The sequence below is a fragment of the Shewanella sp. 10N.286.52.A9 genome (assembly GCF_041468985.1).
Lineage (GTDB): Bacteria > Pseudomonadota > Gammaproteobacteria > Enterobacterales > Shewanellaceae > Shewanella > Shewanella japonica.
In genome coordinates, this window is record NZ_JBFRJQ010000040.1 from 22,276 (window position 1) to 37,403 (window position 15,128).

A 15,128-nucleotide genomic window follows, 5' to 3' on the forward strand; every position below is an offset into this window, starting at 1 on the left:
ATAAGCCTAAGAAACAACATAGTTTCACGGTAAAAGTACCTAATATTCAACAGGACACAAGACAATGACATCACTCTACACAAGCCTTAATTTCGGCCTGGGCGAAGACGTGGATATGCTTCGCGACGCCATCAATGATTTCGCAACAAATGAAATCGCACCGATTGCTGCGCAGGTCGATCAAGACAATACATTCCCTAACCATATGTGGCCAGTATTAGGCGAAATGGGACTACTAGGCGTGACCGTACCTGAAGAGTTCGGCGGCGCTAATATGGGCTACCTTGCTCATGTTGTAGCCATGGAAGAAATCTCCCGCGCATCAGCTTCAATTGGCCTTAGTTATGGCGCACACTCAAACCTTTGCGTTAACCAAATTAACCGTAACGGTAATGCTGCTCAAAAAGCCAAGTACCTGCCTAAGCTGGTTAGTGGTGAGCACATTGGTGCCTTAGCCATGAGCGAACCTAATGCGGGTTCCGATGTGGTATCGATGAAACTTCATGCTCGTAAAGAAGGCGACCGCTACATTCTAAATGGCAACAAAATGTGGATCACTAACGGTCCTGATGCCGACACTTTAGTGATTTACGCTAAAACCGATATCGATAAAGGCCCTCACGGCATTACCGCTTTTATCGTTGAAAAAACCTTTAAAGGTTTCAGCACCGCTCAAAAGCTAGACAAACTCGGAATGCGTGGTTCAAACACCTGTGAGCTTGTTTTTGAAGATTGTGAAGTCCCAGAAGAAAACATTCTAGGCGGCCTAAACAATGGCGTAAAAGTATTAATGAGCGGCTTAGATTATGAACGTGTCGTATTATCAGGTGGCCCATTAGGCATTATGAATGCGTGCATGGACATCGTTGTGCCCTACATTCACGAGCGTGAACAGTTTGGTAAATCAATCGGTGAATTTCAGCTTATCCAAGGCAAAATCGCTGATATGTACACCGGTATGAATGCTGCAAAATCATACGTTTATAATGTGGCGAAATCATGTGATCGCGGTGAAACTACTCGTAAAGATGCCGCTGGCGCTATCTTATACAGTGCAGAGTTGGCCACGAAAATGGCGTTAGATGCGATTCAATTACTCGGCGGCAATGGCTATATTAATGAATATGCCACAGGACGATTATTACGAGATGCCAAGCTATACGAAATCGGTGCTGGCACATCAGAAATTCGCCGCATGCTAATTGGCCGTGAACTGTTTAACGAAACAAAATAGTCAAGATAGCAACACGCTATCGTAAGCACATAACCTAAGCCGTTCAAACGGCGGGCATCCGTAACTAATCGGTAAATCGAAAGTGTTTTGCGTAGCGTGGTTGAGAGTTTCCCCCATTGTCTCAGCCATGCTAACGCCTCACTTGATTCAATAAGGATATGCATTGTGACGCAACTGAGCAGCCGTATTAACTCCCGTAGCGATGAATTTAAAGCCAAACATAATGACATGGCTGCCATCGTAGACGACCTAAAACTCAAACTCGCTAAGATTGAACAAGGTGGCGGCCCCGCTGCACTTGAACGTCATCTTTCGAGAGGTAAATTGCTCCCTCGCCAACGTGTCGAAAAGCTACTCGATCCAGGTTCACCTTTTCTGGAAATTTCTCAATTTGCAGCATACGAGGTGTATGATGAAGCCGTACCAGCGGCTGGGGTCATTGCCGGTATTGGTCGTGTTAGCGGCGTTGAATGTATGATTATTGCTAATGATGCAACAGTCAAAGGTGGTACCTACTACCCCATCACAGTGAAGAAGCATTTACGCGCTCAAGATATTGCAAGTCGCTGTCATCTTCCTTGTATCTATCTGGTTGATTCTGGAGGGGCAAACTTACCGCGCCAAGATGAAGTCTTCCCTGACCGAGATCATTTTGGCCGTATTTTCTACAATCAAGCGCAAATGTCAGCGAAAGGGATCCCGCAAGTGGCAGTGGTTATGGGGCTATGTACCGCAGGCGGCGCATACGTTCCAGCAATGGCTGATGAATCAATTATCGTCAAAGATCAAGGTACCATCTTCTTAGCTGGGCCACCATTAGTTAAAGCAGCTACAGGTGAAGAAGTCACAGCAGAAGAGCTTGGCGGCGCTGAAGTGCACACCAAAATTTCTGGTGTGGCAGATCATTTAGCGCAAAATGACGATCACGCATTAGAGCTTGCTCGTAAATCCATTGCGCGCCTTAATCATCAAAAAGACATTGCTGCGCAGCTAAGTCCTGTGAAACCACCTAAATTTGATATCAACGAGCTTTACGGCATTGTAGGCACCGACCTTAAAAAGCCATTTGATGTAAAAGAAGTGATTGCTCGTGTCGTTGATGACTCTGACTTTGATGAGTTCAAAGCGAATTACGGTAACACCTTAGTGTGTGGTTTTGCCCGTATTCACGGCTACCCTGTCGGTATTGTCGCCAATAATGGCATTTTATTTTCAGAGTCAGCACAAAAAGGCGCTCACTTTATTGAGCTATGTTGTCAGCGTAAAATCCCATTATTGTTCCTGCAAAACATCACTGGCTTCATGGTCGGTAAAAAATATGAACATGAAGGCATCGCTAAGCACGGCGCTAAAATGGTGACAGCTGTTTCTTGTGCCAATGTGCCAAAATTTACCGTGATTATTGGCGGCAGTTATGGTGCAGGTAACTACGGCATGTGTGGCCGTGCATTCGAGCCAACGATGATGTGGATGTGGCCAAATGCCCGAATTTCCGTCATGGGCGGCGAGCAAGCTGCAGGCGTTTTAGCTACCGTTCGTCGTGACGGTTTAGCTCGTAAGGGACAAGAATGGTCAGATGAAGACGAACAAGCCTTTAGAAAGCCCATTGTTGAGCAATACGACAAAGAAGGACATCCATATCATGCGAGTGCACGATTATGGGATGACGGCATTATCGACCCAGCGCAAACACGCGATGTGGTAGGTCTTGCTTTATCGGCGGCACTAAATGCGCCTATTGAAGATACCAAATTTGGTGTATTCCGCATGTAATTGCGGTTTAACAATAGGAGTACATGATGACTGATACAGTGACACTACCGCTTTCTTTTCAACATATCGAATGTCAGCTTAACCAAGGTATTGGTGAGTTAATACTTAATCGTGTTGAAAAGCATAACGCCTTTGATGAAGTGATGATTAATGAAATGATCACCGCCATTGAGTTTTTTGCCAATAACGAAACTTGCCATCAATTAATTCTACGAGCCAACGGGAAAAACTTCAGTGCAGGCGCAGACCTTAATTGGATGCGCAAACAAGCTCAAATGGACTTCAAGCAAAATCTCGATGACGCCCATGAGCTAGCTAAATTAATGCATGTTTTAGACAAATTTCCCAAACCGACCATTGCCTTAGTCAATGGCGCAGCATTTGGCGGTGCACTTGGCCTTATATGCTGCTGTGATATCGCCATCGCCAATGAGCGTGCAAGCTTTTGTTTAAGCGAAGTCAAGCTCGGCCTTATCCCTGCGGTGATTAGCCCTTATGTCGTCAGAGCAATGGGGGACCGCCAAGCAAGACGTTACATGCTCACAGCTGAACGTTTTAGTGCTGACGTTGCGTTAACTCATCAAGTTATTCACGCAATTAATGATGATTTAGATGCCGCTGCACAACCCTTTATCGATGCTTTTAACGCGAATAGCCCACAAGGCATGGCATGGGTTAAAACCTTAGTATCTCACCTCGAAGATGGTGTTATTAACGACGACACTCTTGCCTACACCAGTGAGCAAATCGCCCGTATTCGGGTCTCTGATGAAGGTCAAGAAGGTCTTAACGCCTTCTTTGAAAAACGCCCTGCTGCTTGGATTACTGCCAGCAAAAATAATAACGATAAAAGCCCCCAAGCAAGCACCAAGAATGCTGCACAAGGAGTTCAGTAATGTTTACCAAATTATTAATTGCTAATCGCGGTGAAATTGCGTGTCGCATTATTAACACCGCCAGAGATATGGGCATACGCACAGTCGCTTTATACTCTGACGCTGATGCCAATGCCCGTCACGTTGCCATGGCTGATGAGTCATTTCACATCGGTGGCAGTGCCCCTGCTGACTCATATCTAAAAGCTGATTTAATTATTGATATTGCTAAAAAATCAGGCGCTGAAGCCATTCATCCTGGTTATGGCTTTTTATCAGAAAATGCAGAATTTGCTCGCAACTGTGAACAAAATGGCATTGCATTTGTCGGTCCAGGTAGCGATGCAATTGATGCCATGGGCAGCAAAAGTGCCGCTAAAATCATTATGGGGGCAGCCAATGTACCATTAGTGCCTGGTTATCATGGCGATGACCAAAGCGATGCGACATTACTTGATGAAGCAAAAAATGTTGGCTACCCAATGCTCATTAAAGCCGCTTATGGCGGTGGTGGTAAAGGGATGCGCATTGTTGAAAGCCAGGCCGACGTGCTTGAAGCCATTAACTCAGCACGTCGTGAAGCTGCATCATCATTTGGCAATGACAAACTATTGATGGAGCGCTACCTTCGCCAACCTCGTCACGTTGAAGTGCAAGTCTTTGCTGACACTTTTGGCAACACAATTTACTTATCCGACCGTGACTGTTCAATTCAGCGTCGCCATCAAAAAGTGGTCGAAGAAGCACCAGCACCAGGTCTAAGTGATAGTTTGCGTAAACAAATGGGTGAAGCGGCAGTCGCAGCAGCAAAAGCTATTGATTATGTTGGCGCTGGTACGGTTGAGTTCTTACTTGATACCGATGACAGCTTTTACTTCATGGAAATGAACACCCGCCTGCAAGTTGAGCATCCAGTGACAGAAATGGTCACAGGGCAAGATTTAGTCAAATGGCAATTGATGGTAGCAAGTGGCAGCGAATTACCTTTGTCTCAAGATGAGGTGCGGGTTCACGGCCATGCTTTTGAAGTGCGTATTTACGCCGAAGATCCCCGCAATGAGTTTTTACCAGCTGCCGGTAAATTAAACTTCCTACGTGAGCCTGATCAAAACCGTCATGTACGCATTGATTCGGGTATCCGTGAAAACGATACCATCAGTAACTTTTACGATCCGATGATTTCAAAGCTGATTGTATGGGACGAATCTCGCCCTCGCGCATTGCAGCGTTTAACCCACGCATTAAGCTCGTACCAAATCAGCGGTTTGAAACATAATATCGAATTTTTAGCCAATATTGCCGAACATAAAGCCTTTGCAGAAGCCGACTTTTGCACCGACTTTATTGAGCGTTACTCAAATAGCTTAATTGGCGATGTCACCGATGAAACTGAAAATGCACTGGCATTAGCCGGTCTTTACCAGGTATTGGCCCGTCAACACGCTGCAAAAATCAATGCCACCAATAGCGATGATCCTTACTCGCCTTGGGGTCAAGTCAGCGGCTTTAGGCTCAACAGTGCCAGTGTGCATCATGTTGCATTGCTGCATGTCACAGGCGCAGATGGTGAACACGAACTGCAAAACCTAGTGATAACTGATTTAGGAGACTCGCTGCACCTTGGTTTAAATGGTCAAGCCCTTAAACTGGCCGGCAGCATCAAAGATGAAGTCTTACTGGCTGAAATTAACGGCCATAAAAGTAAAGTACCAGTTAGCCATGAAGGCGATGAGTTCACGCTATTTTTACCTTCTGGTAGTTATCACTTTAAAGCGGTTCTCGCCCAAGAAGCCGAAGAAACAGTTGATAGCGCAGAAAAACTAAAAGCCCCGATGAATGGCACTGTGGTAACACACTTGGTTGAGGTCGGTGAAACCGTCGTTGAAGGACAAGGGCTGCTAGTCATGGAAGCCATGAAAATGGAATACACCATCGAAGCCCCTTTTGATGGTGTCGTGAGTGAATTTTATTTTCAAAGCGGCGAGCTCGTCACCGACGGTGTTCAGCTTTTAAATGTCGAACCAACGGCTGACGCCGAACAAGCATAAGGCGTAAATAATGTTGCCGCATAAAGTCAGTATTTTTGAAGTTGGAGCCCGTGACGGATTACAAAATGAGCTTCCCGTCAGCACGCAAGACAAGTTAAATCTCATCGACCAGTTAGCTGATGCAGGTGTAACGCGAATTGAAGCGGGTAGCTTTGTTTCCCCTAAATGGGTGCCACAAATGGCCGACTCGGGTGATATTTTTAAGCAATTAACCCGCAAGCCAGATGTTGTTTACTCCGCTTTAACCCCTAACTTAAAGGGGCTGGAACTTGCGCTTGACGCTGGAGCAGATGAAGTTGCTATATTTGGCGCAGCATCAGAAACCTTCAGTCAGCGCAATATAAACTGCTCTATTGAAGAGTCTATTGCACGCTTTGAGCCAGTCATGGCAATGGCTAAAGCCCGTAACATTCCAGTACGTGGTTATGTCTCATGTGTCCTTGGCTGCCCTTACGAAGGTGACATTGAGATTGATGAAGTCGCTCGCGTGTCTGAAATACTTTACAAAATGGGTTGTTACGAGATTTCACTTGGCGACACCATTGGTGTTGGCACCCCCATTAAAGCCCGTAAGATGGTTGAAGCCGTGGCTAAATTAGTGCCTGTTGAAAAACTGGCACTACACTTCCATGACACCTATGGCCAAGCGCTTGCTAATATACAAGCTTGTTTAGACACGGGCATCAGTGTGATTGACTCATCTGTGGCCGGCCTAGGTGGTTGCCCATACGCTAAAGGTGCATCAGGCAATTTAGCGACAGAAGATGTTGTATACATGCTTCATGGTATGGGGATTGAAACCGGTATCGACTTACACAAATTAGCTAAAGCTGGCCAACAAATTAGCGCCGCTTTAGGCCGACTAACGGGCTCGAAAGTTGCTCAAGCAATTTGCAGTGAATAACCAAGGTTATTCTGGCCCCAATAATTTGCACTTAACGCAAGATAGAAAAGGACAAGATGATGGCAGGACTCAATAAAGTCGTTCATAGCTACGAAGAAGCCTTAAACGGACTCACCAATGACATGACCATCATGGTTGGTGGCTTTGGCCTTTGTGGTATTCCAGAAGGGTTAATTAACCACATGGTAAAAATGGGTGTAACAGGATTAACCGCCATCTCAAACAACGCTGGGGTTGATGATTTCGGCTTAGGTCTACTGCTTAAAGAACGTCAAATCGCCACCATGATTGCCTCGTATGTGGGCGAAAACGCCACGTTTGAGCAGCAAATGTTATCGGGTGAGTTAAACGTTATCTTGACTCCACAAGGCACATTGGCTGAAAAAATCCGTGCTGGCGGCGCTGGAATTCCTGCGTTCTTTACCGCAACTGGATACGGAACTCCTATTGCTGAAGGCAAAGAAACCCGTGAAATAAAAGGTCGACATTACGTGCTTGAAGATTCACTGACCTCTGACTTTGCCCTTGTTCGAGCATGGAAAGCTGACACGATGGGCAATCTGATCTTTCGTAAAACGGCAGCGAACTTTAACCCTATGATGGCAACTGCGGGCAAGATTACGGTCGTTGAAGCAGAAGAGATTGTCCAGCCGGGTGAATTAGATCCAAACCACGTTCATACCCCAGGTATTTATGTTGACCGCGTCATACAAGCAAGCTTTGAAAAACGCATCGAACAACGTACTGTCAAACCAACTGACGCGGCTGCAAAATAAGGAGCAAGAACATGGCTTTATCAAGAGAACAACTTGCTCAACGTGTAGCACAAGAAATGCAAGACGGCTTTTACGTTAACTTAGGTATCGGTATTCCAACATTAGTCGCTAATTACATTCCAGACGGCATGAGCGTCATGCTTCAATCTGAAAATGGCTTGCTGGGTATGGGCGAGTTCCCAACTGAAGAAACCATTGATGCCGACCTTATCAATGCCGGTAAGCAAACGGTCACCGCTGTTGATGGCGCATCTTTTTTCTCATCAGCAGAAAGCTTTGCCATGATCCGCGGCGGTCATGTGGATTTAACCGTACTAGGTGCATTTGAAGTGGATGTTAATGGTTCAATTGCATCATGGATGATCCCAGGCAAATTAATTAAAGGCATGGGCGGCGCAATGGATTTAGTGGCTGGCGCTGACAATATTATCGTCACCATGATGCACGCAGATAAAAAAGGTAATTCAAAGCTACTGCCACTATGTGAGCTGCCATTAACAGGCTACGGCTGCATCAAACGCGTAATGACTGACCTTGCCTTTATGGAAATCAAAGACGGCGCATTTCACTTGTTAGAGCGAGCACCTGGGGTGTCGGTTGAAGAGATCCAATCAAAGACTGCGGGTAAGTTGGTCGTGCCAGAGCATGTACCAGAAATGGTGTTTTAAATTGAATGTTTGATTCAATTTAACTTTGGATAAAAAAATCAAAAGCGAGCTTCATTGAGGTTCGCTTTTTTGTTGGTGATTCTGAAGTTTTATGAGATTGCTTAAAGCCACAAAGATAACAGCAAGATCAAAGTCGTGGCGCTTCGCCCACACCAGACCAAAAGGGAGTGGACGGCAACTCCCTCTTGGAACACCCACCCGCTCCAACGAAGTGTTTTTCCTCTGACTAGCTAAGCCAATTCACTACCGCCTCAGATTCGCCATCCATGGCTCAACTGAGGCTATGTCGGCGTCGATAGGCAGGATGCCTGAATGTCATGTGGTGCATGGATGCACGAGAATGACCTGCCTCCATCACGTGAATTGACTTAACGTCATCGGACACTTCAATGGAGATTGTTGAATCGGCAGGTTTGTTTTTAATTAGATATTCAATTTACTTTACCTAAACTTATTTTCTTCACTTATTGCCTTCTAAATAAACTCGTTCATATACATAATAAATATACATAATCCAACAGGTATCAATCACTATAAGAATCAACATTGGTGAAAATTTATCAAAGAAACCTAAGATTGCTGAATTCAATCCAGTGGAAGCATAAACACATAATAAAATAAGTTTGAAATCTGCATCATATTTAAACAGTTTTATTTCTTCCTGTGTAAAAAGTGCGACTAAAAATATAATTCCACTTACAACTCCGACTGCATAATTTCCCAAAAAAGTGAAAAATAGACTTCCTTGCATAAACATAATTGGAATTATCGACGACTGTATAAAAGAATAGGTATCTTGACGCTCACAGCCTTCATACGGATTTTCCATTTATATCATTCCCTTTGGTTATCATCTGAATTCTGGTCTACAAATCATTACTCTAAATCTGAGATAACCTTTTCATATATCTGACTATTATTACTTTGCCCAATAATGATATTAAACTCATCCTCGGTACCTATAACTAATGGCCCTCCAGTTTCTTCAGGTAAATAAACCTTATTAACCAAAGCTCTATGAACAAAAAGCGGGTAAACCTTATTGTATAGATAACAAAACTTTGACCCCCTTTCTCTTTCTTCATTAAGATATACAAAACTTTCAGCCAGATCTGAAATAGTCATATCGACAGGAGCCTCGCTAACTATATAACCTTCCTTATCAACGTTACCAATCGAAATAAAATATTCGGTCCCACCAACATATTCACTTCTAAAATCTAAACTATATGGTAAATATAATTCATATCCAATTTCACTCACACCTAAATATAAGCCCTTACCATCTAGATATGATTCAGAAGATTTCTCACTTATATTTATCGAACCAATAACTTTATTATCAAACACGCTGAGATCACAAGAATCAACGCTTCTAATGGTAATTATTGACAATATAAGCATAACAATAAACACTTTAATTAAATTGAGCATAAAAGCTTACTCCATTTCTAGCTGTATCATCTAAATATGTTTTAAAGTGCTCATTATTTGACATAAAACTTAAAAATTGCATTGAAGTTCCCAAAATTCAATAACGCCATTAATAAGTCGGGTCAGATCAAACTTTTTTATCCAACAAACAATGTATGTAGTAAAGTTTACTTATTGCGCAAATTTCGCTAAAAAAGCGGATAGCTCTACAAGTTCAAGAGACTCTATCTCTGCCCTAACTTGGTTTGTGTATTCATTGGGTTCATAGCCCTTACTCAACTCATAGCTGATAACCTGCATACCTTTATGACCACTCACATCTTTATTCCAATCACGTAAAGCATTTGCTTTAGCCAGCTTAAAATCATTTTCAGAAAGCGCATTAAACTGACTTTTAAGCTGTTTATCTCATAATAAGTGGACTCAGATCAAACTTTCTCTATCCAACACCAAATGAACCTGCGGGTTCGATGATCTCCGTTGGAAGTGTCTGAATGCGTTAAGCTAATTTGCGTGATGGAGGCAGGACGCCGACATAGCCTCAGTTGAGCCATGGATGGCGAATCTGAGGCGGTAGCAAATTCGGTTATTTAGCATGAAGAACAACACTTCGTCGGAGCGGCATGGGAGATCCAAGAGGGGGATTGCTGTTGTTTCCCCTCTTGGTCGGGTGTGGGTGGAAAACCCACGACTTTGACTTTGCGACCGTCAAATTGTAATCAATCCAGTCAGAACTCAGCCAGTAAAGAAAAAATAAGTGGGTCAAAATAAGTGGGTCAAAATAAGTGGGGTCAGATCAAACTTTCTCTATCCAACACCAAATGAACCTGCTAACTCAAAGGTCTCCATTGGAAGTGTCTGAATGCGTTAAGCTCATTTGCGTGATGGAGGCTGGTCATTCTCGTGCATCCATGCACCACATGACATTCAGGCATCCTGCCTATCGACGCCGACATAGCCTCAGTTAAGCCATGATCACTCACAGCATCCCAGCTAGAGTCACATTAAACAATATTAGGCTTCTATCACAAAGCTGCCTTGCATAATCGCCCAGTGACCTGGAAATGAACAAAAGAATCGGTAAGCGGCTTTGCTATCTAACCCCTCAATATTAAACGTTATTGATGTTGAGCCTCCGCCGCCAATTACGTCAGTATGGGCTAACACTCTTTCATCACCCGCTTTTATATAGCTGTTATCAGCACCTGCGGTCATGCCGTCATTCGCAATAGCTTGAACATTGTCAGCAGTGCTTAGTACCCAGTTATGGCCCATTGCTGATTTAGGTAAACTGCCTGAATGATGTAAGTTTAAGGTCACTTCTTTGCAGGTCGCTGGCACTGATAAACTTTTCTTATCAAATTGCATCGCATCATTGGCCGTAATTGTTAGTTCGCACTCACTTGCGTTAACGTTTAGGCTCATTAACATTACGCCTAGTGCAGCTGTAGCTTTAATCATGTTGGTCATATCATTTCCTTGTGACGGTATAGAATGCATTGTTATTAAAAACGAAAGCATACTAAAACAAATCACAACAAATGAGAATGATTATCAATTGTAAATAAGTTAAATATTGATTAGCACTTAGCGAATAACCCTTTAGGAGAAATCAAAAGAGTTTGCGTATTCTACTCTTCTAGGATGCTTACTTCATATGTCTGCGTATATAAAAAATATCGATTATGTGGCAAAAGAGCGCTGTAATTTAATCTTTAATTACCGCTTTGCATGTAAGATAGGGGGTTAATCTTCCCAAATAGGCTCTGCCCTATTGCCATTGTTAGGCTAATTTCATGACGTTTGATATTTTATTACTGTTACTTGCTGGTTTTTTTGGCGGCGTTTTAAACTCGCTAGCTGGCGGCGGCAGTTTTATCACTTTCCCTGCATTAATATTTGTTGGCGTGCCACCGATTATGGCTAATGCAACCAATACTTTTTCGTCCTTTGCTGGATATCTCAGTGGTGCATTTGCATTTAGACGAGAGCTGCTTGCTCATAAAAAAGAGATTAAAACCATTATCATCACCAGTTTATTTGGTGGTGCTTTCGGCGCATGGCTATTACTCATTTCTCCAGAGACCGTGTTCCAACAAGCGATACCTTGGTTACTATTATTTGCAACCTTACTGTTTATTTTTGGCTCTAAAATCAATGCCTTTTTCAGTCGTTTATCGAATCAACATAAGTATGCCTCTCAATTGGGCGCGGTAATGTTATTTTTAGTGCTACTAGCTGTCTGTATATACGGCGGTTTTTTCAATGCGGGGTTAGGCATTATCGGTTTAAGCTATTTGGCATTAGCTGGGCACACTAATATCAATGCGATGAATGGCATTAAGCTAGTCATTTCTTCATCGGTTTCCTTAATCGCTATTATTTTATTTATCTACAATGATGCAATTGCTTGGTTCGAGGGGGTTACGGTACTGGTTGGTACTTTGATTGGCGGTTATATGTCAGCCCATATTGCTAACAAGGTATCCCAAGTACGCATGAGGCAGTTTGTGATTGTGATGAGTTGCGCCATTACGGTTTATTTCTTTTACTCCACATATTCTAACCCTCTGTAAAAACTAGATGCAGCTTGTGTTGTAATGAGCTTTAACAGTTCGGTGTATTTGTTTTACACCACATATTTATACCTCCCCCAAAAAACTAGATGCAGCTTGTTATTGTGATGAGCTGCGCCATTACGGTTTATTTCTCTTACTCCACTTATTGTCATCCTCTCAAAAAATGAGATACATGTAGTGAGTGACTCCTATTCCAGTTGCATTCTTAACAACAAAGCGGTGTTGATTGCAGATATAAGGCTATCGTTTCTGGCAGGTCACCGCTTTGTTACCGAAGTAACAATTCAGGGTTTAAGCAAAGTAAAATTCACTACTAAGCTTCAACCAAAAGTCCCATACCGAAGAGGCTTAAACTAAAATAAAATGAAATAATTCTGTAACAAGCAATAAACCCAATGAAAACCCAGACACATATAGTAAATGGAATTTACGATACTGAAAAAATGTACCTCACGATTGGTAAAGACTCAGTAGAGAAGCACTTTAAACCTTACCGTAAATACATTAGTCGTTATAACATCGAAAAAGAATCATTAGTTAGACTTCAAAATATTAATGGAGTCCCCAATTTAATCGACTGTGATGACAGAAACAAAACACTGGTGATGTCAAAAATTTCGGGTAAAACACCAGCACATCTAACCCGTGATAACTTGAAAGATTTGATTGAATTAGTCAATAAAATGCTCGAAGCAGGTGTTGCTCGGCACGCCTTACCCATAAGAGACATCATTGTTGATAATCAGAATAAATTAGGCTTAGTAGACTTCGAACGCTCTACTTTGCGAGGCTCAATCATCCGCCTTGATTGGTATGTGGCAAAAAAAGTCACTCACTACCATTTATATCGATTAATTGCTCAATTCCAGCCTGACCTACTTACGAATAAGCAAAGCCAAAAACTCAATGCTGTAACTCGAATTCGACACTTCTTCAAACGCTAATACAGCGTGCTTTACTAGAAACAGCCGTCAATTATCATGCTTTAACTGCTTTCAGTGCAAATCAGTCTATTGGTTGATAGCGGTTGTTTTTAATCAAGATTAGTCAACCTGCAAATTAACAATATATAGTAAAATCAGCAAATTAGATCGAATTCGTTATTATATTCAACGTTAAATATCACCTATTAATTCTGTGGGTTTAATCGTGCAAGTTTTGCATTTTATATTAGGCTTAAAGATTGTCATCTATTGACATAAAGCAGTGATTTGACAAACTTCTAAGGAGAGAAAAATGTCTAAGAAATTAATAGCGCTACTTATCTCAGGTCTATTGCTGGGTTGTGGTAGTAGTGATGATTCAGAAGAGCCAGCACCAGAAGCTGAAATACCGCAACCAGAGGTTGAAGAGCCCGCTCCCACACCAACCCAAGGTATCTTTATCGATAGTGCCGTTATCGGTATTGGATATCGAACAGAAACTCAATCTGGAGTCACTGATGAAGAAGGTAATTATAATTACCTTGAAGGTGAAACTGTCACTTTCTTTATCGGCGACCTAACCTTCCCAGCAACACTAGCATCAGGAATTGTCACCCCTTTTAATATTGCGGCATCTGAAAGTGTTGATGACAATCAAGTAGTAAACATCGCAAGGTTACTACAAACGCTTGACCAAGATGGCGATACTTCCAATGGGATTACCATTACCGATACCGCTATCGCAACAGCTGAACCGGTTGATTTTAATTTAAGCACAGATGAATTTGCCGACGATCCTGCGGTTAAAACCACTATTGAAAATGGCGGTCAAGATACCGCTGTAACAGACTTGGTTGATGCAGACGATGCTGTCGACCACTTAACCGAACAAGTTGCGGCGAATGGCGTTCAGGTTGGTATCACAGGCGCTTGGCATTATCCAGATGACGATAATGATTTACTCACGTTAGTGTTCTTTAACGACGGCACCTATGCGCATTTTGAAGTTGACTCAGAGGATGAAGAGGAAGAGTCAGGAATGGAATGGGGAATGTACAGCCGTGACAGCGAAACCAACCGTGTTATTGCCAGTCAAACATTTGATGAAAATGGCGATACAGGCTTAACTGATTTTACTGACGTAGATGGTGCACCTTTATTATTTGCCGAAGTTATGGAAGAACAATTAGTCCTTTCAATCGACGAAGATGCCAATGACTCAATTGATGAAACACTTAATTTTGATAAGCAAGGCAGCGAGGGGGTTGTCGGCACTTGGTTAGTAAAAGCAACCGATGATCAACCCGGTGATGAAAATGACTTGTTGATGTTGTTATTTAACGATGATGGAACATACATTCATGCAGAAATAGACCTAGATGGTGAGGCCGAAGAGTCTGGCATGGAATGGGGAACCTACAGTATCGATAGTGAAAGCAATATGGTCACAGTAACCCAAACGTTTGATAGTAATGGAGACACTGGGTTAACTGATTTTGTCGGTGAAGATGGGCCTTCCCTATCAATGTCGGCACAAGGCAATACGTTGCTTTTATATATCGACGAAGATGGTGATGGCGACGTTGATACTCAGATGTTATTCCAGCGTCAATAAACAATGTACACAAGCTAACTCAGTAGGTTCAATCTACACCTTTAAGAATGCGCAATACACGTCATGCTTGAATCTGCTGAGTTTTATTATCCCACCGTAATTAAGGCTTTATCATTACGACTTAATCAATAACGACACATCAACACTCCCCTTCAAGTGAGTTAGCAAAAAATATAGCCGTAACAAACACGCATGTAATAACTTATTACTCAAGAAGAGACTAATAGATTTGATTTTTTTGCCTAATTATTGTTTGTTTATATACTGTTAGGAAGCAAGGACAATCGATAAGGAAAATT

The 15,128-nt window shown here is 42.6% G+C and carries 14 protein-coding genes; 10 read left to right on the top strand and 4 right to left on the bottom strand.

From position 1 onward, the window contains the following. The first annotated feature begins 64 nt into the window (after positions 1-64). The 7 genes from AB4128_RS20355 to AB4128_RS20385 all read left to right on the top strand — a co-directional run bounded on the left by AB4128_RS20355 (position 65) and on the right by AB4128_RS20385 (position 8,278). Positions 65-1,234, top strand: coding sequence for an isovaleryl-CoA dehydrogenase (locus AB4128_RS20355; protein WP_055026074.1), 1,170 nt, complete (start codon positions 65-67; stop codon positions 1,232-1,234). 165 nt (positions 1,235-1,399) lie between these two features. After that, the gene (locus tag AB4128_RS20360; protein WP_372038773.1) at positions 1,400-3,007 is read left to right on the top strand and encodes a carboxyl transferase domain-containing protein; all 1,608 of its coding nucleotides are present in this window, start codon (positions 1,400-1,402) and stop codon (positions 3,005-3,007) included. Positions 3,008-3,030: 23 nt separating this feature from the next. Further along, positions 3,031-3,903, top strand: coding sequence for an enoyl-CoA hydratase-related protein (locus AB4128_RS20365; RefSeq protein ID WP_372038775.1), 873 nt, complete (start codon positions 3,031-3,033; stop codon positions 3,901-3,903). Beyond that, positions 3,903-5,930: an acetyl-CoA carboxylase biotin carboxylase subunit gene (locus tag AB4128_RS20370; protein ID WP_372038777.1), complete on the top strand. Its 2,028-nt coding sequence runs from the start codon at positions 3,903-3,905 to the stop codon at positions 5,928-5,930. The genes AB4128_RS20365 and AB4128_RS20370 overlap by 1 nt, the downstream gene beginning before the upstream one ends. A 10-nt stretch (positions 5,931-5,940) precedes the next feature. Next, complete coding sequence (locus tag AB4128_RS20375) at positions 5,941-6,834, top strand: hydroxymethylglutaryl-CoA lyase (protein WP_372038779.1); 894 nt, start codon at positions 5,941-5,943, stop codon at positions 6,832-6,834. A gap of 59 nt (positions 6,835-6,893) precedes the next feature. Beyond that, a complete protein-coding gene (locus tag AB4128_RS20380) occupies positions 6,894-7,610 on the top strand; it encodes a CoA transferase subunit A (RefSeq protein WP_372038780.1) in 717 nt (238 codons plus the stop codon). 11 nt (positions 7,611-7,621) lie between these two features. Next, positions 7,622-8,278 carry a 3-oxoacid CoA-transferase subunit B gene (locus tag AB4128_RS20385; RefSeq protein WP_372038781.1) on the top strand — a complete coding sequence of 219 codons (657 nt, stop codon included), beginning with the start codon at positions 7,622-7,624 and terminating at the stop codon, positions 8,276-8,278. 460 nt (positions 8,279-8,738) lie between these two features. On the opposite strand, the gene AB4128_RS20390 is transcribed toward AB4128_RS20385, so the two are convergent. The 4 genes from AB4128_RS20390 to azu form a co-directional block, all read right to left on the bottom strand. Continuing rightward, positions 8,739-9,107, bottom strand: a complete 369-nt coding sequence (locus AB4128_RS20390) for a hypothetical protein (RefSeq protein WP_372038783.1) — start codon at positions 9,105-9,107, stop codon at positions 8,739-8,741. A 47-nt stretch (positions 9,108-9,154) separates the two neighbouring features. After that, positions 9,155-9,712 (bottom strand): hypothetical protein, encoded by a 558-nt coding sequence (locus AB4128_RS20395; protein WP_282166672.1) that lies wholly within the window; start codon positions 9,710-9,712, stop codon positions 9,155-9,157. 171 nt (positions 9,713-9,883) lie between these two features. Then, the gene (locus AB4128_RS20400; protein ID WP_282166673.1) at positions 9,884-10,030 is read right to left on the bottom strand and encodes a hypothetical protein; all 147 of its coding nucleotides are present in this window, start codon (positions 10,028-10,030) and stop codon (positions 9,884-9,886) included. A gap of 696 nt (positions 10,031-10,726) precedes the next feature. After that, positions 10,727-11,173, bottom strand: coding sequence for an azurin (azu, locus tag AB4128_RS20405; protein ID WP_372038793.1), 447 nt, complete (start codon positions 11,171-11,173; stop codon positions 10,727-10,729). 335 nt (positions 11,174-11,508) lie between these two features. On the opposite strand from azu, the gene AB4128_RS20410 reads away from it, so the two are divergent. The 3 genes from AB4128_RS20410 (at position 11,509) to AB4128_RS20420 (ending at position 14,829) form a co-directional block, all read left to right on the top strand. Continuing rightward, positions 11,509-12,288 (top strand): sulfite exporter TauE/SafE family protein, encoded by a 780-nt coding sequence (locus AB4128_RS20410; RefSeq protein WP_080916198.1) that lies wholly within the window; start codon positions 11,509-11,511, stop codon positions 12,286-12,288. 398 nt (positions 12,289-12,686) lie between these two features. Next, entirely contained in the window at positions 12,687-13,235 is a 549-nt protein-coding gene (locus AB4128_RS20415) for a hypothetical protein (protein WP_372038784.1), read from the top strand. A gap of 292 nt (positions 13,236-13,527) precedes the next feature. After that, positions 13,528-14,829, top strand: coding sequence for a hypothetical protein (locus AB4128_RS20420; RefSeq protein WP_372038785.1), 1,302 nt, complete (start codon positions 13,528-13,530; stop codon positions 14,827-14,829). Positions 14,830-15,128 lie beyond the last annotated feature (299 nt).

Coding starts and splice junctions, on each gene's coding strand:
- AB4128_RS20355 (WP_055026074.1), top strand. CDS start 65: ATGACATCACTCTACACAAGCCTTAATTTCGGCCTGGGCGAAGACGTG.
- AB4128_RS20365 (WP_372038775.1), top strand. CDS start 3,031: ATGATGACTGATACAGTGACACTACCGCTTTCTTTTCAACATATCGAA.
- AB4128_RS20370 (WP_372038777.1), top strand. CDS start 3,903: ATGTTTACCAAATTATTAATTGCTAATCGCGGTGAAATTGCGTGTCGC.
- AB4128_RS20375 (WP_372038779.1), top strand. CDS start 5,941: ATGTTGCCGCATAAAGTCAGTATTTTTGAAGTTGGAGCCCGTGACGGA.
- AB4128_RS20380 (WP_372038780.1), top strand. CDS start 6,894: ATGGCAGGACTCAATAAAGTCGTTCATAGCTACGAAGAAGCCTTAAAC.
- AB4128_RS20385 (WP_372038781.1), top strand. CDS start 7,622: ATGGCTTTATCAAGAGAACAACTTGCTCAACGTGTAGCACAAGAAATG.
- AB4128_RS20390 (WP_372038783.1), bottom strand. CDS start 9,107: ATGGAAAATCCGTATGAAGGCTGTGAGCGTCAAGATACCTATTCTTTT.
- AB4128_RS20395 (WP_282166672.1), bottom strand. CDS start 9,712: ATGCTCAATTTAATTAAAGTGTTTATTGTTATGCTTATATTGTCAATA.
- azu (WP_372038793.1), bottom strand. CDS start 11,173: ATGATTAAAGCTACAGCTGCACTAGGCGTAATGTTAATGAGCCTAAAC.
- AB4128_RS20410 (WP_080916198.1), top strand. CDS start 11,509: ATGACGTTTGATATTTTATTACTGTTACTTGCTGGTTTTTTTGGCGGC.
- AB4128_RS20415 (WP_372038784.1), top strand. CDS start 12,687: ATGAAAACCCAGACACATATAGTAAATGGAATTTACGATACTGAAAAA.
- AB4128_RS20420 (WP_372038785.1), top strand. CDS start 13,528: ATGTCTAAGAAATTAATAGCGCTACTTATCTCAGGTCTATTGCTGGGT.